At 56.3% G+C, this 20389-nt stretch carries 19 protein-coding genes and 1 pseudogene; 13 read left to right on the top strand and 7 right to left on the bottom strand.

What is annotated here, in order from left to right; genetic code table 11:
- The first annotated feature begins 34 nt into the window (after nucleotides 1–34).
- The 4 genes from CR159_RS16865 (at nucleotide 35) to CR159_RS16850 (ending at nucleotide 4712) form a co-directional block, all read left to right on the top strand.
- Nucleotides 35–1744, top strand: coding sequence for a methyl-accepting chemotaxis protein (locus tag CR159_RS16865; protein ID WP_158238555.1), 1710 nt, complete (start codon nucleotides 35–37; stop codon nucleotides 1742–1744).
- A gap of 87 nt (nucleotides 1745–1831) precedes the next feature.
- Nucleotides 1832–2830 carry a TRAP transporter substrate-binding protein gene (locus CR159_RS16860; RefSeq protein ID WP_102075137.1) on the top strand — a complete coding sequence of 333 codons (999 nt, stop codon included), beginning with the start codon at nucleotides 1832–1834 and terminating at the stop codon, nucleotides 2828–2830.
- A 62-nt stretch (nucleotides 2831–2892) separates the two neighbouring features.
- The gene (locus CR159_RS16855; RefSeq protein ID WP_102075136.1) at nucleotides 2893–3435 is read left to right on the top strand and encodes a TRAP transporter small permease; all 543 of its coding nucleotides are present in this window, start codon (nucleotides 2893–2895) and stop codon (nucleotides 3433–3435) included.
- Entirely contained in the window at nucleotides 3432–4712 is a 1281-nt protein-coding gene (locus tag CR159_RS16850; RefSeq protein WP_102075135.1) for a TRAP transporter large permease, read from the top strand. Before CR159_RS16855 ends, CR159_RS16850 begins: the two co-directional genes overlap by 4 nt.
- 24 nt (nucleotides 4713–4736) lie before the next feature.
- Here the strand turns inward: CR159_RS16850 and CR159_RS16845 are convergent, their stop codons facing one another.
- Genes CR159_RS16845 through CR159_RS16835 form a run of 3 tightly spaced genes read right to left on the bottom strand, consistent with a single transcriptional unit; the run spans nucleotide 4737 to nucleotide 7391 of the window.
- On the bottom strand, nucleotides 4737–5531 hold the full coding sequence (locus CR159_RS16845; protein ID WP_102075134.1) for a FadR/GntR family transcriptional regulator: 795 nt from the start codon (nucleotides 5529–5531) through the stop codon (nucleotides 4737–4739).
- A gap of 40 nt (nucleotides 5532–5571) precedes the next feature.
- A complete protein-coding gene (locus CR159_RS16840) occupies nucleotides 5572–6636 on the bottom strand; it encodes an Ldh family oxidoreductase (RefSeq protein WP_439650567.1) in 1065 nt (354 codons plus the stop codon).
- On the bottom strand, nucleotides 6633–7391 hold the full coding sequence (locus CR159_RS16835) for an SDR family NAD(P)-dependent oxidoreductase (protein ID WP_369406259.1): 759 nt from the start codon (nucleotides 7389–7391) through the stop codon (nucleotides 6633–6635). The genes CR159_RS16840 and CR159_RS16835 overlap by 4 nt, the downstream gene beginning before the upstream one ends.
- A gap of 259 nt (nucleotides 7392–7650) precedes the next feature.
- On the opposite strand from CR159_RS16835, the gene CR159_RS16830 reads away from it, so the two are divergent.
- The 6 genes from CR159_RS16830 (at nucleotide 7651) to CR159_RS16805 (ending at nucleotide 14632) form a co-directional block, all read left to right on the top strand.
- A complete protein-coding gene (locus CR159_RS16830; protein ID WP_233208372.1) occupies nucleotides 7651–9210 on the top strand; it encodes a UxaA family hydrolase in 1560 nt (519 codons plus the stop codon).
- Nucleotides 9211–9275: 65 nt separating this feature from the next.
- Entirely contained in the window at nucleotides 9276–10229 is a 954-nt protein-coding gene (locus CR159_RS16825; RefSeq protein WP_102075194.1) for a C-terminal binding protein, read from the top strand.
- A 42-nt stretch (nucleotides 10230–10271) separates the two neighbouring features.
- Nucleotides 10272–11357 (top strand): ABC transporter ATP-binding protein, encoded by a 1086-nt coding sequence (locus CR159_RS16820; RefSeq protein WP_102075131.1) that lies wholly within the window; start codon nucleotides 10272–10274, stop codon nucleotides 11355–11357.
- 71 nt (nucleotides 11358–11428) lie between these two features.
- Nucleotides 11429–12745, top strand: coding sequence for an ABC transporter substrate-binding protein (locus CR159_RS16815; RefSeq protein ID WP_102075130.1), 1317 nt, complete (start codon nucleotides 11429–11431; stop codon nucleotides 12743–12745).
- A 94-nt stretch (nucleotides 12746–12839) separates the two neighbouring features.
- Complete coding sequence (locus CR159_RS16810) at nucleotides 12840–13739, top strand: carbohydrate ABC transporter permease (protein ID WP_102075129.1); 900 nt, start codon at nucleotides 12840–12842, stop codon at nucleotides 13737–13739.
- Nucleotides 13739–14632 carry a carbohydrate ABC transporter permease gene (locus CR159_RS16805; RefSeq protein ID WP_102075128.1) on the top strand — a complete coding sequence of 298 codons (894 nt, stop codon included), beginning with the start codon at nucleotides 13739–13741 and terminating at the stop codon, nucleotides 14630–14632. Before CR159_RS16810 ends, CR159_RS16805 begins: the two co-directional genes overlap by 1 nt.
- On the opposite strand, the gene CR159_RS16800 is transcribed toward CR159_RS16805, so the two are convergent.
- Together CR159_RS16800 and CR159_RS16795 are read right to left on the bottom strand one after the other, a co-directional pair.
- On the bottom strand, nucleotides 14622–14819 hold the full coding sequence (locus CR159_RS16800) for an SLAC1 family transporter (protein ID WP_102075127.1): 198 nt from the start codon (nucleotides 14817–14819) through the stop codon (nucleotides 14622–14624). The two genes, CR159_RS16805 and CR159_RS16800, sit on opposite strands and share 11 nt — an antisense overlap.
- Nucleotides 14820–15112: 293 nt before the next feature.
- Nucleotides 15113–15814: a FadR/GntR family transcriptional regulator gene (locus CR159_RS16795; protein ID WP_102075126.1), complete on the bottom strand. Its 702-nt coding sequence runs from the start codon at nucleotides 15812–15814 to the stop codon at nucleotides 15113–15115.
- A gap of 143 nt (nucleotides 15815–15957) precedes the next feature.
- On the opposite strand from CR159_RS16795, the gene CR159_RS16790 reads away from it, so the two are divergent.
- Both CR159_RS16790 and CR159_RS16785 read left to right on the top strand, forming a co-directional pair.
- Nucleotides 15958–16827, top strand: a complete 870-nt coding sequence (locus CR159_RS16790) for a fumarylacetoacetate hydrolase family protein (RefSeq protein ID WP_102075125.1) — start codon at nucleotides 15958–15960, stop codon at nucleotides 16825–16827.
- Complete coding sequence (locus tag CR159_RS16785; RefSeq protein ID WP_369406258.1) at nucleotides 16772–17866, top strand: tripartite tricarboxylate transporter substrate binding protein; 1095 nt, start codon at nucleotides 16772–16774, stop codon at nucleotides 17864–17866. The genes CR159_RS16790 and CR159_RS16785 overlap by 56 nt, the downstream gene beginning before the upstream one ends.
- Nucleotides 17867–18087: 221 nt before the next feature.
- Here the strand turns inward: CR159_RS16785 and CR159_RS22250 are convergent.
- A pseudogene (locus tag CR159_RS22250) lies at nucleotides 18088–18201 on the bottom strand (tautomerase family protein); the annotation flags it as partial.
- A 275-nt stretch (nucleotides 18202–18476) separates the two neighbouring features.
- Nucleotides 18477–19196, bottom strand: coding sequence for a GntR family transcriptional regulator (locus tag CR159_RS16775; protein WP_158238554.1), 720 nt, complete (start codon nucleotides 19194–19196; stop codon nucleotides 18477–18479).
- Nucleotides 19197–19611: 415 nt separating this feature from the next.
- Here CR159_RS16775 and CR159_RS16770 point away from each other — a divergent pair, with 415 nt between their 5' ends.
- Nucleotides 19612–20265: an N-formylglutamate amidohydrolase gene (locus CR159_RS16770; RefSeq protein ID WP_102075123.1), complete on the top strand. Its 654-nt coding sequence runs from the start codon at nucleotides 19612–19614 to the stop codon at nucleotides 20263–20265.
- Nucleotides 20266–20389: the final 124 nt, after the last annotated feature.

Here is a 20389-nt window from a genome sequence, read left to right as displayed (position 1 = left end):
TCCGCCCTGTCACCAACTGCCGGCTGCGCCATACATGTCGAATTTCTTTACCCTGAAGAAGAGCTTCATTTTTTTCCTCACCATCCTGGTCGTGCTGTCCCTGCTGGTTCTGGGCGCCCTCTACAACCTGGCGCGCAGTGCGGACAAAGTGAAAGAGGTGGAAGGACTACGCTACGCGGCCACGGAACTGGCCGCTGAATATAAAAGCATCACTCGCGCAATGACACGGGACGTCATGGCTTTTGTCGCGACCGAGCAGCCCGAATTCCAGGAAAGCTATCTCCACCACGCCGCAATCCTGAGCGGCGAGGCGGCCAACGATCAAGGCATCCAGCAGGCCATGGTGGAACGCTTCACGACCGCGGGGTTCACCCCCGACGAGATGGCCAAGCTGGAGTCAGCGCTGGCACAAAGCACCGAACTGGCCCGTACGGAGATAGAAGCCATCAGCACCGCGAGCGGCCAATTCGATGATGGACAAGGAGGAGTCAAGGTGGCGCTTCCGAACGCCTTGATGGCCAAGGTGATGATCTTCGGCCAGCAATACACCGACGCATCGAACGGGATTGCTCGAGCCATCGATGAGTTCAACACGATGCAGACCGAACGCTTCGGACATGAAGTGCGCCAGGCCGGAGTGGCGAACAAGATGGCTTACCGGGTTGCCGTCTCGAGCATTGCTGCCCTGCTGCTGTGCAGCACCCTGGCTTTGTGGGCGCTATATAGGGTGATCAAACGCCCCCTCGATCAAGGCGTATGGTTGGCCCGTGAAATCGCAGGCGGAAACTTGAGTGCGAGAATCACCATCAGCCGCCACGATGAACTCGGCAAGCTACTTGAGGCGCTGAATGGAATCGGCCAGGGACTCAATCGGGCAGTCAGTGAGGTCAGAGAGGGCGCCATCCAGATGGCGGCCGCCTCGCATCATATCTCCCAGGGCAATCAGGATCTGTCGCATCGCACAGACGAACAGGCCGCCAATCTGCAGCACACCGCGGCAGCAATGGAAGAGCTTAACGCCACCGTGAAGCTGAATGCCGGCCATGCGGAGCAGGCCAAGCAACTCGGTACCCGGGCCGCTGACTGCGCAGGGCGCGGGAGCCTGACGATGCAAAATGCCGTGACCACCATGCAGCATATGCGCCAGGGCTCGCGCAAAATGACAGATATCGTCCAGTTGATCAACAGCATCGCCTTCCAGACCAATATCCTCGCGCTCAATGCCGCAGTGGAAGCGGCACGTGCGGGTCCGCAGGGCAAGGGTTTCGCCGTGGTTGCCGCAGAGGTGCGCAGCCTGGCGCTACGGTCGGCCGAAGCATCAAAGGAAATCGCAGGACTGATAGGAGAGTCGGTCTCGCAAATGGATGCCGGCGCTTCCCTGGTCAGCACCGCCGGCGACGCCATGAGCGAGATTGTGCAGTCCGTGCAGCAAGTCCAGAACATCATGAACGAAATTGCCGAAGCATCGCATGAGCAAGCCAATGGTATTGCGCAGATCGCAGTGGCCGTCGGCCATCTGGACACCATAACGCAGGAAAACGCGCAGCAGGTGCAAAGAGCCGCCCATGCCACCCTGGCGCAACAGGAGCAGGCCGATACCCTGGCCGAGACCGTCGCCCGGTTCATCCTGTCAGAGGACAGCCATCTTCCGACAGATAAGCCTTACAGGAAGACCGAATTCGCCGAGCGCAGCGGCCACCACGGCTTGTTTCCTTCTGCCGACCAGTTGGCCTACAAGGCGTAACATAACTTTGACATCGTGACTGGAGCCCGGTAGAGTAAAAGGACAGCTGGCCAGTTTGAGCGGCGATAATTACACGGAGACAGCCACATGAACAACGCATCCAGGATACTCACCATCTTGGGCAGCAGCCTTGCCCTATCATTTTCTGCTTCCGCTCTTGCGCAGAGCCCTATCGTCGTCAAATTCAGCCATGTCGTGGCCGATGCCACACCCAAAGGCCAAGGCGCCATCAAGTTCAAGGAACTTGCCGAAAAATACCTGCCCGGCAAGGTACAGGTACAGGTATTTCCCAATTCCCAATTGTTTGGCGATGCCAAGGAAATGGAAGCCGTGCTGCTGGGCGATGTACAGTTCATCGCGCCCTCGTTGTCCAAGTTCGATCGCTATACGAAAAAAGTCCAGCTGTTCGACCTTCCCTTCCTGTTCGACGACATGGCAGCGGTGGATCGATTCCAGCAAAGTGCCGAGGGGAAGGGCCTGCTCGACTCCATGACCAATCGCGGGCTTAAAGGCCTGGCCTACTGGCATAACGGCCTGAAGCAACTGTCCACCAACAAGGACAAGCTTACCCGTCCCGAAGACGTGAAGGGGCTGAAATTCCGCATTCAAGCGTCCGACGTGCTCGAGGCCCAATTCCGGCAACTGGACGCAAATCCGCAAAAGCTCGCCTTCAGCGAAGTTTATCAAGCCCTGCAAACCGGCGTGGTGGATGGCCAGGAAAACACATGGTCGAACATCTATTCACAAAAATTCCACGAAGTCCAGAAAACCATTGCCAACACCAACCATGGCGTCATCGACTATATGGTTGTCACGAATGCCAAATGGTGGGAAGGCCTGCAACCTGACGTGCGCAGCGGATTGGAGAAGGCCATGGCAGAAGCCACCGCCCATGCCAATAATCTTGCCGCCGAACTCAACGAACGTGATCGAAAGCGCATCATCGAAGCCAACAAAGCCAAGGTGCAAACGCTTACCAAAGAGGACGTAGCCGCGTGGCGCAAGGCCATGGAGCCAGTCTGGAAAAAATTCGAAAGCGACATCGGGCCCGAGCTGATCCAGTCGGCGCTCAAATCCAATCAGTAGACTTTCGAGTTTCGGCCGCGCTCGCGCGGCCGCCTGCTTAGGCCCGTCACACGGAGCATCTCATGAAGACAGTCTGGTACGAACGACTGGAAGAGGGCTTGATTGCGCTACTTCTGGCCGCCATGACGCTTGTCGCCTTCAGCCAGGTCATCGCGCGCTATGTATTCAATTACAGCTTCGTATGGGCGCTGGAACTGACCACCTTCCTCTTTGGCGGGCTGATATTCCTGGGCATATCTTACGGCGTGTGCATCGGCGCGCACATCGGCGTGGACGCGCTGGTCAAGATTCTGCCGTCAAAAATTGCCCATCGCGTCGGGCTGGCAGCCACCCTGCTTTGTCTTTTGTATAGCGCCATTGTTTTTGTTGGTGGCTGGATCTATGTCAGCAAAATGTATGACATTGGCATACTGGCGCAGGACATCCCCATTCCACAATGGATACCGCGCCTGGTCATGCCCGTGGGTTTCGCTCTGTTGTTTCTACGTTTTGCGCAGGTCCTCTACAACATGTTGCGCGGCAAGCAGGCCGCCCTGCTTGGCGACGAAGTCGAAGACGCGCTCAAGTACCGTAGCGACGACGATCTGCCCACGGAGCAAAAATGACAACTGCCGCGCTCTTCATCATGCTGTTCGTCTTCATGTTCATGGGCATGCCGGTGGCCGTGTCGCTGGGGCTCTCCTCAATACTGACCATACTTCTTTTCGGCACCGACTCACTGGCCTCGCTATCGCTCAAAATGTTCGAAACATCGGAACATTTCACCCTGATGGCAATACCGTTCTTTGTGCTCGCCGGCGCGTTCATGACCACCGGCGGTGTCGCCAAGCGCATGATCCGTTTTGCCATTGCCGCGGTCGGCCATCTGCACGGCGGCCTGGCTATTGCCTCGGTCCTTGCCTGCTGTCTTTTTGCTGCTGTATCAGGCTCATCGCCGGCCACCGTGGTCGCCGTGGGTTCCATCGTCATCGCAGGCATGGTGCGGGCAGGCTATCCACAACCATTCGCCGCCGGCGTGATCTGCAACGCGGGCACGCTGGGCATACTTATCCCGCCATCCATTGTCCTGGTGGTATATGGCGCCGCCACCGAAACCTCGGTAGGCAAGCTCTTCATGGCCGGCGTCGTGCCGGGCATTTTGCTGGGCCTGCTGCTGATGACCGCCATTTATATCATCGCCAGGATCAAGAATCTTCCACGCCAACCACGAGCCTCGCTGAATGAAGCCCTGACAGCCGCGCGAGATTCTTTCTGGGGCCTGATGCTGGTCGTCATCATCCTTGGCGGCATCTACGGCGGAATCTTCACGCCTACCGAAGCAGCGGCTGTCTCCGCTGTTTATGCCTTCTTCGTTGCCGTATTTATCTATCGCGACATAGGATTGCGGCAAGTGCCTGAAGTGCTTATGGATGCGTCCAAAGTCACCGTCATGCTGATGTTCATCATCGTGAACGCCCTGCTTTTTGCCCATGTTCTGACCACAGAACGCATCCCTCAGGCGATTGCAGAGCAGATCATCGCCTGGGATATGGCCGCCTGGCAATTCCTGATCGTGGTCAACATCCTGCTCTTGATAGCAGGCATGTTCATGGAGCCGACCGGCATCATACTGATCCTCGCGCCCATCCTGTTTCCCATCGCCACGCAGCTGGGCATCGACCCGGTTCATCTGGGCATCATCATTGTCGTAAACCTTGAAATAGGCATGGTCACCCCACCCATCGGGCTCAATTTATTCGTGACGGCGGGTATTACCAAAATGTCTATCGGAGCAGTCGTGCGCGCAGCCTCTCCTTGGCTGCTTATCCTGCTCAGTTTCCTGGTTTTGGTTACCTACTTCCCAGCCATTTCCTTGTGGTTGCCCGAATTGGAAATTTTTTAGCGGCACGGTTCAAGCGCGCCCGACTTATTTGCCCCCCTTGCGCGGAACTGCGGAGGCGCGAGGCGCCACTGCCGTGGCTTGCGCGGCGGCGACACGCAGCCGCCGTCCACCCGGTTTCTTGCCATCGACCAGGCTGGACGTCAGGCGCTTGAAGGCGATTCCCATATGGTGCTGCATGGCCGACCGGGCCAGCTCGGGCTTCTTGCTTCGTAGCGCCTGTAATATTTCACGATGCTCGCGAATGGCGTCCTGCCATACGTCATTGGTCTCGAAGTGACTGTCGAGCTGGTCAAAGAGCGGCCCCATGCGGAAATCAAACATGCGCTTCACCACGTCGACCAGCACGCTGTTGCCAGTGGCCTCGGCGATCCGCACATGGAACAGCCTGTCGGCTTCCACGGGCTTTATTCCTGCGCGGGCGTCAGCTTCCATCATGTCGATGGCTTCCTCGATGGCATCGTAGTGCGGCTTGCGGCCGGCTTTCGCGGCAATGGCGGCCACTTCGCCTTCCAGCACGGTCCGGGCCTGTATGACCTCCAGCGGCCCCTCTTCGCCCGAAAGATCAGGCCGGGCCCTGGACGGCGATGGCGGTTCGCAAATATAAATGCCCGAACCCATCCGCACCTCGATATAGCCCTGGACCTCCAGGGCTATGAGTGCCTCGCGCAACGAAGGCCGGCTTACGCCCAACTGCACCGCTAGATCGCGTTCGGACGGAAGCCGCGAACCCACGGGAAACTCCCCAGCGATGATGAGCGTACGCAACTGATCGCTGATCTGCCGATAAAGGCGCTGAGGTTCTATAACCTTGATGGGCATGATGGGAGTTCACCGCGATAGTGCTGGAAAGGGAATACATTTAACCATTGATCGAGGATGGAAACGCTATGCCATAACGTTCAGAACACTCATCCAGCATGGGCCTGATGCTGGCATGCAGCGCCACCCCCTCTGTCAGCTGTTCGGCACGGCGGGCCATGCCCCGATCGCCTGGCATGCGTACGGCCCCTACACCCGGCACGGGCGGATTGCCGCGGCACGCATCGGCGATCCAGTCAGTCTGGCGCTCGAAGGCTTCGGCACCCGCAAAGGCGGACGGATCGTAAAGCGTCATGAATACGGTGGCGCCCCACCCTGCGGGCGGGTCGGCCCGACCATGGCCGGCCAGTCCTCCGGTCAGGGCCTCGACGATGAGCGCCAGCCCAAAGCCTTTATGGCCGTGCTCCTGCCCGCCCAGCGGCATGATGGTACCTGGCGGATCGGTAGCAAGAACGGCTGGATCACGGCTGGGTTCGCCTTGCGCATCCAGCATGCAATCGTGATCGAACTGGCGGCCCGCCTTTTGTAAACGCGCACTCATGCCATTGGTCACGATCGATGAAGAAATATCGACAAGCAAGGGGCTGCCGGAGGTTGGAATACCCGCTGCAATCGGATCGGGGGTGAATACGGCGCGTCGCCCGCCAAAAGGCGCGACGCTGGCCACCGCGGGATCGGAGCTGGCCAGCAACAGCATCAGTCCTTGCTCGGTGGCGCGCAGAAGGTAGGCAGCGAGGCAGGCAATATGGTGGCTGCGCCGTATGACCAGGGTTGCACTGCCGTATTGTCGAGCGCGCGGCACCAGCGCGTCGAGTCCTTGGCGCACCAGCCATGGTCCGGGCAGGCGGCGGCCATCCCACAATAATGAAGCGCCCCGGTCGGACACGACATCGGCTGAGCCCGAGAGCGCCATGGCGCCGTCCTGTACTTGCTTTATATAAGGAGCAAGCAAGGCCAGCCCGTGTGTATCGTGGCCCAGCAGGTCGCCTTCGACCAGGGTCTCGCCCACGACGGCGGCGAGGGTCCGGTCCATGCCGGCGGCGCCCAGCAGGTCGGTGGCGTAACGAACCAAGGCCGGAGCCGAATAGCGATGTGCAGTCATCAGTAGGTCGCCCTTCCGCCGGAAATATCGAAGACGGCGCCCGTTGAAAACGAACATTCCTCCGAGCAAAGCCAAGCCACGACCGAAGCGATTTCGTCCGGTGTGCCGAATCGGTTCATGGGAATCTTGGACAGCATGAAATCAATATGCTGCTGCGTCATCTGCGCAAAAATACCGGTACGCACGGCGGCCGGTGTAATGCAGTTGACGCTGATGCCGGCCTGGGCCAGTTCTTTACCCAGCGATTTGGTCAAGGCGATGACACCTGCCTTGGAAGCGCTATAGGCCGACGCGTTCGGGTTCCCTTCCTTGCCGGCAATGGACGCGATATTGACGATACGGCCGTAGCCTTTTTCCCGCATAGTCGGCACCACGGCGCGACAACACAGGAACGGACCACGCAGATTCACATTCATGACCTGGTCCCACTCTGCAACCGGATAGTCCCAAACCGTGGTGTTGGGACCCGTAATGCCGGCGCTGTTGACGAGAATATCGATAGCACCGGCCGCTTTCAGCGTTGCATCATGGGCGGCGCTGACTGAATCATCGAGGCTGACGTCGACCTTGACCGTATGCGGCACATTTTGCTTGAACGTTTTCAGTGCATCTTCCAGCGTTGCGGCATCGCGATCCCACAAACTGACCGTCGCGCCGCCTTCAATCAGCCGATGGGCTATGGCCAGTCCAATTCCCGCAGCACCCCCTGTTACCACGGCGTGTCGGCCCGAAAAATCGTAATGATTGCGTTGTGCCACCTGTGTTCTCCTCGCTGTTATTCTCGTCATTTATCTGGTCAATTGGCCTGACCACATCGAGCGCCTAGATTTCCATAGCAACATAAACTTGTCAAGCCATATGCATCCCCAGTGCCTTGGGGTAATTCCTAGGAAGCTGAATTGGTAATACCACTTTACCCGTAAGGAGAGCTGTAATAGACTGCGCGGAGAATGACCACTTATTCGGCAAACATAAAACAGCGGCCTATCACGGCGAGCGCACAGGAAAATCAACGTGGTGCAAGAAATATCCATAGCAGTCGACTCCATCGGCAGGCGCGATCTGGCACCGGCTGCACTACAGCTCAATCCCAACGACGACGTACTGATTGCGACGCGCGAAATTCCGCCTGGCACACCGTTGCCCGACCATCAGATCGCCTCGTCCGATGCAATCCCCGCAGGCCATAAAATGGCGGCAAAATTCATCGCAAACGGCGCGCCGGTGCGTCGCTACAACCAGATCATCGGTTTTGCAACACGCGATATCAAGCCCGGCCAGCATATCCATTTGCACAACCTTGCCATGCACGATTTCGAGCGCGATTACGCCTTTTGCGCCGACGTCATCACCACGCCCGTTCCCGATCAGCCTCGAACCTTCCAGGGCATCGTCCGTCCCGACGGCACAGTGGCAACCCGCAACTACATAGGTGTTATCAGTAGCGTCAACTGCTCGGCCACAGTCTGTCGCCAGATTGCCGATGCCTTTCGCGGCGATGCGCTGGATTCGTTTCCCAACGTCGATGGCGTCGTGTCCATTACTCATAAAACGGGATGTGGCATGGCCAGCAACGGCGAGGGCATCGACGTCCTGCGACGCGTCACCGCCGGCTATATCCGTCATCCCAATTTCGCGGCCGTACTTTTCATCGGACTCGGCTGTGAATCCAATCAGGTCAGCTCGCTATTGGGCGCCGAAGGCCTGGCCGAATCCGAGCGCCTGCGCGTCATGACCATCCAGGACATCGGCGGCACACGCAAAACCATCGAGCGCGGCATTGAACTGGTGCGCGAACTCTTGCCGACCGCCAATCAGGTTGAACGTCAACCCTTACCCATCAGCCATCTCACGGTCGGGCTGCAATGCGGCGGCTCCGACGGTTATTCAGGCATCACGGCCAATCCGGCACTGGGTGCGGCCATGGACCTGCTGGTGCAGCATGGCGGCACTGCCATCCTCAGTGAAACACCGGAAATCTATGGCGCTGAACATCTGCTGACCCGCCGGGCGGTATCGCGGGCAGTCGGCGAGAAGCTGGTGGACCGCATTCATTGGTGGGAACGCTACACAGAACGCCTGGGTGGCGAAATGAATAACAACCCGTCGCCCGGCAACAAGGCGGGCGGCCTCACCACCATTCTTGAAAAATCGCTGGGGGCCGTCGCCAAGGCAGGCACCAGCAATCTGTCGGACGTGGTCGAGTACGCACAGCCCGTCACTTCGCGCGGCCTCGTGTTCATGGACACGCCCGGCTACGACCCCGTTTCGGCCACTGGCCAGGTAGCCGGCGGTGCCAATGTCATCTGTTTTACCACCGGGCGCGGCTCGGTATACGGCTGCAAGCCCTCCCCTTCGCTAAAGCTGGCCACCAATTCGTTGATGTATGGCCACATGAGCGAAGACATGGACATCAATTGCGGCGACATCCTTGATGGCGCAAGCACCGTGCAACAGAAAGGCGAAGAGATCTTCAACCGCATTATCCAGATCGCATCCGGCGCGTCCACCAAAAGCGAACAGCATGGCTTTGGTGAAGACGAGTTCGCGCCCTGGATACTCGGCCCCACCATGTAGGCACATACACGCAACCACAAAACCACGAACCAGGGGTATAGGCATTGAGCAACACAAAGCAGGCCATCAAGATTCTCGTCACCGATTACGACTTTCCCGACCTCGACCTCGAGCAATCGCTGTATCGCGACGCCGGCATTGAGGTCGTCACGGCGCAATGCCGCACGGAAGCCGACGTTATCGCGGCCTCGGAAGGCTGCCAGGGACTGCTGGTGCAATATGCACCCGTCAATGCCGCCGTTTTCCGGGCACGGCCCGACATACGCATCGTCAGCCGCTACGGCGCCGGCTTCGATACGGTGAATACCGCCGATGCGAAAGCGCATGGCGTATGGGTGGGCAATTCTCCCGATTACGGCGTGGGCGAAGTGGCCACGCATGCCTTTGCCATGATGCTTTCGCTCTTGCGGCACATCACCTTCTACGACCGCGACATCAAAAACGGAACCTGGCACTTTTCCTCGGCAGGCCCGATACGCCGCGTGTCCGACATGACGGTGGGCGTCCTGGGGCTGGGGCGTATCGGCAAACGCATGGCGCACATCAGCCGCAATAGTTTCAAGCATGTGATCGCCTGCGACCCTTATCTGCTCGACGGCGACTTTCCGTCGTATGTCGAGCGCGTCACCCTGACTGAACTGTTTTCCCGGGCCGACGCCATATCGCTGCATGTGCCGCTGAACGACCAAACCCGCAACATTGTCAACAAAGAGGTACTTGGGCTCATGAAGCCCGGCAGCGTATTAGTCAATACGGCGCGTGGCCCGGTAGTGGATATCGACGCCTTGCTCGACACTCTGGACGAAGGCCGCCTGGACGGCGCGGCACTCGATGTATTGCCGCAAGAACCGCCCACCACCGACGCACGCATCGTCCAGCATCCCCGTGTCCTGCTTTCTCCCCATGCTGCGTTCTACTCGGTAGTCGCTGAAAAAGAACTCCGGCGCAAGGCGGCACAGAATCTGATCGACTGGGCAAGCAACGGCCGCCCATCCTATGTAGTCGTTGAAGGAAGGTAGGCAAGCAAAGACCGATAACCCCCAAAGACAAAGGAAGGCGGCATGGCATCAGTGCAAATTCGAGACGTACAAAAATACTTTGGAAGTACGCAGGTCATCCGGGGCGTGAACATCGATATCAAGGATGGCGAATTTGCGGTGCTGGTGGGGCCATCCGGTTGTGGAAAGTCCACGCTGTTGCGCATGCTGGCGGGGCTCGAAGAAATCACGCAAGGTGAAATTCTTATCGGCGACAAAGTCGTCAACAACGTGCAGCCCAAGGAACGCGACATTGCCATGGTGTTCCAGAACTATGCGCTGTACCCGCACATGACGGTCTACGACAACATGGCCTTTTCACTGATCCTGGCCAAGTCAGATAAAGCCGTCATCAAAGAACGCGTGGACAAGGCATCCGAAGTCCTCGGGCTGGGCGCCTTGCTGGAACGATATCCACGCCAGCTGTCCGGTGGGCAACGCCAGCGCGTGGCCATGGGACGCGCCATTGTGCGCGACCCCCAGGTCTTCCTGTTCGACGAACCGCTTTCCAATCTTGACGCCAAGCTCCGGGTGCAAATGCGCGCGGAAATCAAGGCCTTGCACCAGCGCCTGGGTACCACCTCGGTATATGTCACACATGATCAGATCGAAGCCATGACCATGGCCGATCAAATTGTCGTCATGCACGACGGCGTCGTCGAACAATTCGGCAAGCCTTTGGAAATCTACGACCATCCCCGCAACTTGTTCGTCGCAGGCTTCATCGGCTCGCCCGCCATGAATTTCATTCCAGGCATCCTGCGGCACCAAGCTGGTGGATCGCGGGTGGAATTTCCCGACGGCAGCTTCCTGCCCACGCCCTCCAGCGCTCATGGCATGGGCTCGGATGGCGACAAGGTCATCTATGGCGTGCGACCCGAACACCTGGCCATTGGTTCACCCGGGTCGGGACTGAAATCCACAGTCAGGGTCGTGGAGCCTACGGGTGCCAATACCGAAGTCTATTCACGATTCTGCGACGCCGACATTATTTCGATTTTTCGCGAACGGCATGATTTCGCCGCCGGCGACGTATTACACCTGGCACCCGACGCCAGCCATACTCACCTATTCGATGCACAGTCCGGCAACGCGCTGGCGCAAGCTTGATTTCTGGAGGACGTTGACAATGTAACACCGCGGCATGGGACATGGTCCCGCTAACCAAAGGAGTGGATGACATGACAAAGCTTACAAGGCGTGATTTCCTGGTTTCGACGGCGGGTATTGCCGCCGCGTCGGCTGTGGGAGGCAAAGCATTTGCCGCCACTGGGAACGAACTGGTGTACAAGCCCGAAGACGGCGCAAAGCTGCGTATTCTCAGATGGAAACGGTTTGTACAAGGAGACGAAGATCTCTGGAACGCCAACACCAAAAAATTCACGGAAAAAACTGGCGTGGAAGTCCGGGTCGATTCCGAGGGCTGGGAAGATGTCCGACCCAAGGCGGCGGTCGCGGCCAATATCGGGAGCGGACCCGACATTGTCATTGGCTGGTTCGACGACCCGCACCAATACCCCGATAAATTGATCGACTTGTCCGAACTGGCCAACTATCTCGACAAGAAATACGGCGGCTGGTACGACGTATGCAAGAAGTACGGCATGCACGGCGACAAATGGATAGCCCTGCCTCTGGGGGTGGTCGGCAACGCCGTCATATATCGTGAAAGCCAGGTCAAGGCCGCCGGATTCGACGGCATCCCCAAGGACACGGCGGGTTTTCTCAAGCTGTGCCAGGCGCTTAAAGCCAAGGGCACGCCTGTCGGGTTCGCGCTCGGCAAAGCGGTGGGCGACGGCAACAACTGGGCACACTGGCTGCTATGGTCGCATGGCGGCATGATGGTCGATGAAAAAGCCAATGTGGTCATCAACTCGCCTGAAACATGGGAAGCGCTGGAGTATGCGAAGCAACTGTATCCTACCTTCGTACCCGGCACACTTTCCTGGCAGGACCCTTCCAATAACAAGGCCTTTCTCGACAACCAGGTCAGCGTCACCGCCAACGGCATCTCGGTGTACTACGCGGCCAAGAACTCCACCGACCCGAAATGGCAAGCGATGGCCAAGGACATCCAGCACGCGCATTTGCCCATTGGCCCTATCGGCAAGCCCACGGAGCTCATGCAGATTACGCAAATGATGCTGTTCGAGCACACCAAGTATCCGAACGCCGCCAAGGCTTATTTGCAATTCATGCTGGAAGCGGAACAGTACAACCCATGGATGGAAGCCGCCATCGGTTATGTCAGCCAGCCATTGAAAGCGTACGAGGCCAATCCCATCTGGACGGTCGATCCCAAGCATACGGTTTATCGCGATGCGGCGGCGCTGATGCTCGATAACGGCCATGCCGGGCCCCTGGGAACCGCTTCCGCGGCAGTCATGGCCGACTATGTGCTGCTGGACATGATCGCCGGCGCCGCCAGCGGCTCCAAGTCGCCCAAAGAGGCAGCACAACAGGCGGCCGAGCGCGCCAAGCGTTACTACAAGACCTGAAAATCCGAACCTGTGCACCGTTGATGTGTGTCTGTCCCACGGTCTGCGCCGACATTGCGCGGTTGCAGACCACGGGACCTTGCCGAGGACGACTATGCTTTCCCGCTTGATGAACAACAGAAACTGGTTGGGGTTGGCGTTCATGCTTCCCACCGCCGTCCTGCTTTTGTTATTCCTTACCTATCCGTTGGGCTTGGGAATATGGCTGGGCTTTACCGACACCAAGATCGGGCGTGCCGGCGAATGGGTGGGCCTGGACAACTATATCTACCTATCCGGCGATTCGGTAGCGCAGCTGGCCTTGTTCAACACCTTGTTCTATACCTTCATTGCCAGCGTGCTGAAGTTCGTACTCGGCCTTTGGCTAGCATTGCTCCTGAACAAGAATCTTCCGTTCAAAGCGTTTTTCCGTTCGGTGGTGCTGTTGCCATGGATAGTCCCGACAGCGCTGTCCGCGCTGGCGTTCTGGTGGATCTACGATGCCCAGTTTTCCATTGTCAGCTGGGTGCTGGTGAAGATGGGCATCATCGATACGTATATCAATTTCCTGGGCGACCCTTGGCTGGCGCGCCTCTCGACCATCATCGCCAATGTCTGGCGAGGCATTCCTTTCGTGGCCATCACGCTGCTTGCCGGCTTGCAGACCATATCGCCCGCCTTGTACGAGGCGGCTTCCATCGACGGCGTGACACCGTGGCAACAATTCCGTTTCGTCACCCTGCCTTTGCTGACCCCCATCATTGCCGTGGTCATGACGTTCTCGGTGCTCTTTACGTTCACCGACTTCCAGTTGATCTACGTCCTTACCCGCGGTGGGCCGCTTAATGCCACACACCTCATGACTACCCTGTCGTTCCAACGCGCCATCCCGGGCGGATCGCTTGGCGAAGGGGCAGCATTGGCCATCATGATGGTGCCCTTCCTGCTGGCGGCCATCATGTTTTCCTACTTCGGTTTGCAACGGCGTGCCTGGCAACAAGGCGGAGACAAATAATGAACACTGAGCAAAAGCGCCAGAAAGGCGACAAGCATGAGAAACAGGGAATGGAGTACCTTCAGTCGATTCCGCGACGCTGGGTCACCGTCTATATTCCCTTAGGCATATTCGTGTTCGTGTTGCTGTTTCCGTTCTACTGGATGGTCATCACATCGTTCAAGCCTGACGAGGAAATGGCGCTGAGTTCGGGCAATCCTTTCTGGGTACTTGCCCCCACCTTGAAGCACTTCAAGAAGCTCATGTTCGACACGCCCTTCCCAGGCTGGCTGTGGAATTCAATACTGATCTCCACCGTGGCAACATTCATATCACTGGCGGCCAGCGTCTTTGCCGCCTATGCCATCGAGCGCCTGCGCTTCCAGGGGTCCAAACAAGTGGGCTTGGGCATCTTCTTTGCGTATCTGGTTCCGCCATCGATACTGTTCATTCCGCTGGCTGCGATCGTGTTCCAGCTCGGGCTGTTCGACACCAGGATGGCGCTGATCCTTACCTACCCCACTTTCCTGATACCGTTCAGCACCTGGCTGTTGATGGGCTATTTCCGGTCCATTCCCTACGAACTCGAAGAGTGCGCCCTGATCGACGGCGCCACGCGATGGGAAATCCTTATAAAGATCATTCTTCCCTTGTCGGTGCCCGGTCTGATTTCGGCAGGTATATTCGCGTTCACACTGTCCTGGAACGAGTTTATCTATGCCTTGACCTTTATTTCGTCAACCGAGATGAAAACCGTGCCTGTGGGTATCGTGACAGAGCTCATCGAAGGCGACGTCTACCATTGGGGCGCGCTGATGGCCGGGGCACTGGTCGGGTCTCTGCCGGTGGCTATCGTGTACTCGTTCTTCGTCGAGTATTACGTGTCCGGCATGACGGGCGCCATCAAGGAATAAGCGTTCTAAAAACGCGCCGAAGCATTCCAATGAAGGCCAACCCCCACGCGGCGATCGCGATAAAAAAGAACAATTTCGGCACGGCTTGCAGGAAATCGAATCCCATGGCGGCATTCACCTCCCATGTACTCGCCGCGTACATACCCAGGGGAAACACCGCAGCCCAGTACAACGGATCGTACCGCATGGGAAAGTATCCATAAGTAAACACCAAATTAGCAACATTCTAAAGTTTTAGAAAAATGGACACGTTTTGGTCGTAGCGTCATGATCTTTGAATCGACAGTACGCATAATTGGACGCGGCACCCATCATCGACGCGATGGATTACCGGCCACTCTGTGCTGCACAGCTTTGGTTTCATCTGGGGATAGCACTCCTTTAACAGCGATTGGGTCAATCCAACCCCCTCCTCCGGACGAGGTCCAAAGCTGACACCAGCGCCGAGGCTATGCCTCGCCTATAACCCATCTATGAAGTTCAGCCTCCAAATAGATTCTGTTGGATTAGTTGCAAGTGCCCAAGCAGCAAGTTCCTGGCAAGACTTGCATCCCTGTCTTTGAGCGCTTCGACTATTGCCCGATGCTGCAGCTCGTATTGCTGCCTGGTTTCTGGGGTCAATGAAATGCGCTTCAACCGTCCCCACTCCCCCTGCTCACGAACTTTGTTAGTGAGATCCATCAACTGCACAAAAAAGGAATTATGGGTGGCAAACGCGAAGGCTTTGTGCAGTTCCTCGTCCCAGTGCTCGAAATCGTCGATCCCAACGGCAGCCTCCGATTGACCCAAGCAGTGAAACATCTGCTTGAAATCAGCGCTAGTCGCATTCTGCACGATCAAGCCAGGCATTAAAGGTTCAATGAGCAACCGAGCTACCATGAGCTCGGCGGGACTGGTTGATATGGCCACGGCGGTTTCTTGCGGCTGAAGCAAGGTTTCAGCCTTCGCCAGTACAAATGTGCCGCTGCCAACGCGCTGGCCAATTAAACCTTGATCTCGAAATTGAGCCAAAACACGTCGCACCGATCCGCGCGATAGGCCAAAGCGCTCGCCAAGCTCTCTTTCGGGCGGCAATTTCACGCCTTGTCTTAGTTTTCCGCTAACCATTTCAGCCATCAAATAATTGGCGAGCGTCTTGGCTCCTTGCGTTCGGACCTCCGGGAAAGCCTGTATTTCCTCCATGCCTCTTCCTTTTGACCGTATGTTTGTGTTCTTGCCATTATACCAATTGATTGAATACTACCTAAGAAAAGCCCAAAAATAGACCAATTTTGGCCCTTTAATGTGGTAGATTTATGCCTTTGCATTTACTCGATGAGGAAATAATGAAATTCGCAACACTGGACAACCAAGGAAAAACACAAGTTTGTATTGTAAACACAGAAAAAAACCTTTTTTGGCCTGTATCTGAGCTAGTCAGTGGATTCGATGGCGACATGAACCAATTGGTACACGCGTATGAAAACATCAAAGACAAACTGAGCACTGACTCCGGTGGCTACGACCTAAGCAAGGCTAAGGCATTGGCACCGATCGAACGCCCACGCCGGAATATTTTTTGTGTAGGCCGAAACTATCACGCCCATGCAAATGAACTTGCTACGTCCGTGTTTAAGGATAATGACAAGAACCCGCAAAGCTGGCCCATTGTCTTTACCAAAGTACCAGAGTGCGTTGTTGCTCATTTGGATATCGTCGAGTTGCCGGGCGAAGTATCACAGCAAATCGACTACGAAGCGGAACTTGCCATCATTATCGGTAAGGGCGGCAAGAATATTTCGCGAGACGAGGCAATGGGTCATGTTTTCGGCTACACCATTGTCAATGACGTCACCGCACGAGACGTACAGATTCGACACCAGCAGTGGGATTTAGGCAAATCTTTTGACACCTTTTGCCCCATGGGTCCGTGGATAGCGACTGCCGACGAGTTAGATGGCAGCAAGACTCGCGTGCGCTGCTGGGTCAATGGCGAGCTGCGTCAGGATGGCGCAACACCAGATTTGATTTTCGACTTACCCACGCTGATTGAAACTTGCTCGCGCGGCATCACGCTTTATCCGGGCGACATTATTGCCACCGGTACACCTGCTGGCGTGGGCATGGGTATGAAACCCGCGCAATATCTTAAAACCGGCGATGTCGTTCGTATTGAAGTTGACGGCATCGGCGTGCTGGAAAACACGTTCAAATAACTCAGCGCTTCGCCCGCTGATTCTTAGAAAAAAGAGACAAATCATGCGTATTAAGCTTAAAGAATGGCCAAACACCACAACAATACTCAAGATGCTCGGCGCCACGGCGGCGCTGGGTCTTTCCGGCTATGCCATGGCGCAATATCCTGAACGTCCCATTACGATGATCGTGCCATTTCCGCCCGGGGGTGTGGCCGATACAGTCGCACGTCCATTGGCCGATGCACTGTCCAAAGATTTGGGCCAAACCGTCATTATCGAAAATAAAGCAGGTGCGGGCGGCGCTATTGGCATAGGTTCCGCGGCTAACGCCAAGCCCGATGGCTACACAATATTGTTAAGCCTATCGTCTATTTCCATCATGCCCGAGGCCGACAGAATTCTTGAGCGCAAGCCAGCTTATCAACTGAATCAGTTCAAACCCATAGCTCGCATTACAGCCGATCCTACCGTGTTGGTCGTACAGGCAGACGCTCCCTGGAAAACAGTTCAAGAATTTATTGAGGCCGCGAAAAAAAATCCTGAAGACATCACGTACGGAAGCTCCGGCATTTACGGCACGATGCATGTGCCAATGGAAATGTTATCGCATGCCGCCGACGTAAAACTGACACACATACCGTTCACCGGAGCTGGCCCTGCTGTGGCATCATTGTTGGGTGGTCACGTTGAAGCGCTTGCCACAGGGCCAGCCAGCGCACTTCAGCAGATCAAGGCGGGCAAATTACGTGCTCTAGCCCACTGGGGCGACAAACCGCTTTCATCAATGCCAGACGTTCCCAGCCTGAGCTCTTCAGGCTACGACGCCCGGTTCATCCAATGGTCAGGAGTCTTCGTTCCAGCGAACGTACCACCAGAGGTCGTTGACACCTTGAACAGTAGTCTGAGCAGGATAGCGGCCAATCCTAATTTCGCACAAACAATGCTCGGTATCGGTAGTCCGCTGGATTACCAGGACGCAGCCGAGTTCGACGCATACTGGAAGGAGGACGCTAAAGCGATTGCCCAGGCCGTTAACAAAATGGGCAAAATCGAATGATCTATTTGCCTAAATAGTCATGAAAGAACGGAATTGCTCACCATATACGAAAAGCAGTACCGTTCTTGCTATCGCACTGCCATCCTCCTGAGCCCAACAACCAATTGCTTGAATTAGCGTGGCGATGGTCTCGGCCCGCACCGACAAGCTTTACCTGGTTCTCTGGAGTTCAACTGTCCAACGAAAAACTCATAAGACCGCCACAGACATTCCTGGCACTATCAAAGCTCACCGGTTAGGAACTGCGCCCGTCCATGCTCAAATGACCAATCTGAATCGGTGTTTTCTTGTAGCAAAACGATCAGATCGTCTGGGGACAAGGCGCAAGCGGCTTGGAGCTTCTCAGCCTGGGACCACGGCCTGGCCTTTAGCTACATCTTTCCGTTTTGGCTGCTGTATGGTGCTTATCTGTATAGCATTCATGCCGGCGTCTAAGCGTTGGTGGGGCCAGTTAGTGAATGCGGTGAAGGGTGGTCACGAAAGACAAAACCTAGCCTTTTCAAATTGGCTATCATCGCCCTATCGTCTCGCCTTTGCTTGCGCTCCTCGCTACAGACATCGAGGAGCGGGGCGAGCTTGTCGCGGTCAGCGGCGCCGCGGGAGTATGCGGCTATTTGGTGGGAAACACATTGTCCATGATGTGCGCGGTCGCTAGGGTGATATGTCGTCGCAGCAACATGCAGGCGAGCTCAGCGTCGCGACTCACCACGGCATCCATTAATTGCTTGTGGCCGTCGAATACGTGTTCGGGCATTTTTTTGCCGGCAAAGGCAAGGTTTCGATAGCGCGACGAGTGGTCCCACATTGCGATATGGAACTGCGTGAGCATTGGGAGTCGTGCCGTCGATAGGAGGGTGTAATGGAATTCTCGATGTGCTATCTCCCAGCCGCGGTCGTAGGGACCGGGATTGAACTTGAAGTCTGCAATGCGCAAAAGTCGATGAAAAGCCGCGACGATTTGCGACTCCCACTCCACGGTTGCATGTTGAAAGGCGTTCGTCAGAAGCGCTATTTCGACGATCTGACGAAGTTCAATCACTTCGGATAGATGTTCGGGCGACACGGGCGCGACTCTAAATCCCTTGCGATCTTCGAGTGTTATTAAGTTCGACGCGGATAACCGATACAGCGCTTCTCGCAATGGTGTCATTCCCACTTGATAACGTTCTTTAAGCAGATCCAATCCGAGCTTCTGACCCGGTACGAGTCGACATAACACGATGTCATCGCGCAGCCGCTCATAGATCTGGCTGGTGAGGGTTGAAGACAAGGATGAGCCCGTCGACAGCTGTTCCCCGTCGTCACGGGTGTGAGCGTTATGGTGTGGCATGTTCCGCATCGATCGCCTCTAATCAAGTCATATATTCGAAAACATTGTACGACGGTCGAGCCGATCCAGCGTTGTATATCGTCTCATGTGCACCGCGCGGTGTCAGCGTAGGTGCAGAAGGCGTGTCCCGGCTCAAGGGGAGACTGGAGGTTATTCGATGGCGTGCAAACCTACTTTCAGTGTGGAGTTTCCCCCGTACTGCGCGATCCCATTCGCTCGTGTGGCCCGATGTTATGGAATCCGCGTCTTAGTCTTGGGTTTCGTTGGCCGTCCCTATGCGTCGGAAGATAGGCTGAAAGCGGGTAATCCCTAGTCGAGCTTTTTTCGAAAATAATATATATTTTCGTAAATAGTAGGTAGACGCCGTGTGATTCGGTCTGCCGGCCAAGACTTTTACTCGAATGGACACAACACCATGCCAACTCAACATCCTGACACACCATCTGCCGCCTTACGCGGCGTGTTCTATAGGGACGACCCGCGTAGCGAGCCCTCGCCACTTGTTGTCGATGTTTCACGAAGCGGCCGTGAATATCCCCATGATTTTCGTTCCCCAGTGGCGCTCACCACCGTGCATGACAATATTTCGATGTATGTTGACGAAATCTACGCGGCTACACCGGACCTCGGAGGCACACTGCTCTATGCATGTTTTCCCAATATGTATATCGATACCAATCGAAGTGCCCGGGATATCGACCCGGAGCTAATAGAAGGAGTGTGGCCTGGGCCTATTGAAGCAAGTGACTTCACTCAGCGGGGCCTAGGTCTTTTCAAACGTCTGTCGCGTTATGGCGAGCCGTTCCAGGAGCGCAAACTCACTATCGCTGAAGCTCAGGAGCGCCTGGCTCGTTTCCATGAGCCATATCACAAAGAGTTGGCGCGCGTCATAAAGCAAACCCACGAACGCCATGACTATGTGGTCCAACTCAGTTGTCACTGCATGTCCGCAATCGGGGCTCCGACGCATGCAGATCCCGGACAGCAACGGGCGGACTTCAACCTCGGTGATTGTCATGGAACGACATCGTCGAAGGAAACAATAAGCTTCTTGGAAGAGACGCTCTGAAGCGCCCCGGGATTTGTAGAGGCTCCAACATCTGAGAGAATGGAGCTATGAAGAAGCAGAACAAGTTTTCCCCCGAGGTGCGTGAGCGCGCTGTGCGCATGGTGCAAGAGCACCGTGGTGAGTA

Source organism: Pollutimonas subterranea (genome assembly GCF_002849655.1).
Classification (GTDB): domain Bacteria; phylum Pseudomonadota; class Gammaproteobacteria; order Burkholderiales; family Burkholderiaceae_B; genus Pollutimonas; species Pollutimonas subterranea.
The sequence above is the reverse complement of the archived record's forward strand: the minus strand, read 5'-3'. Positions and strand labels throughout refer to the sequence as shown.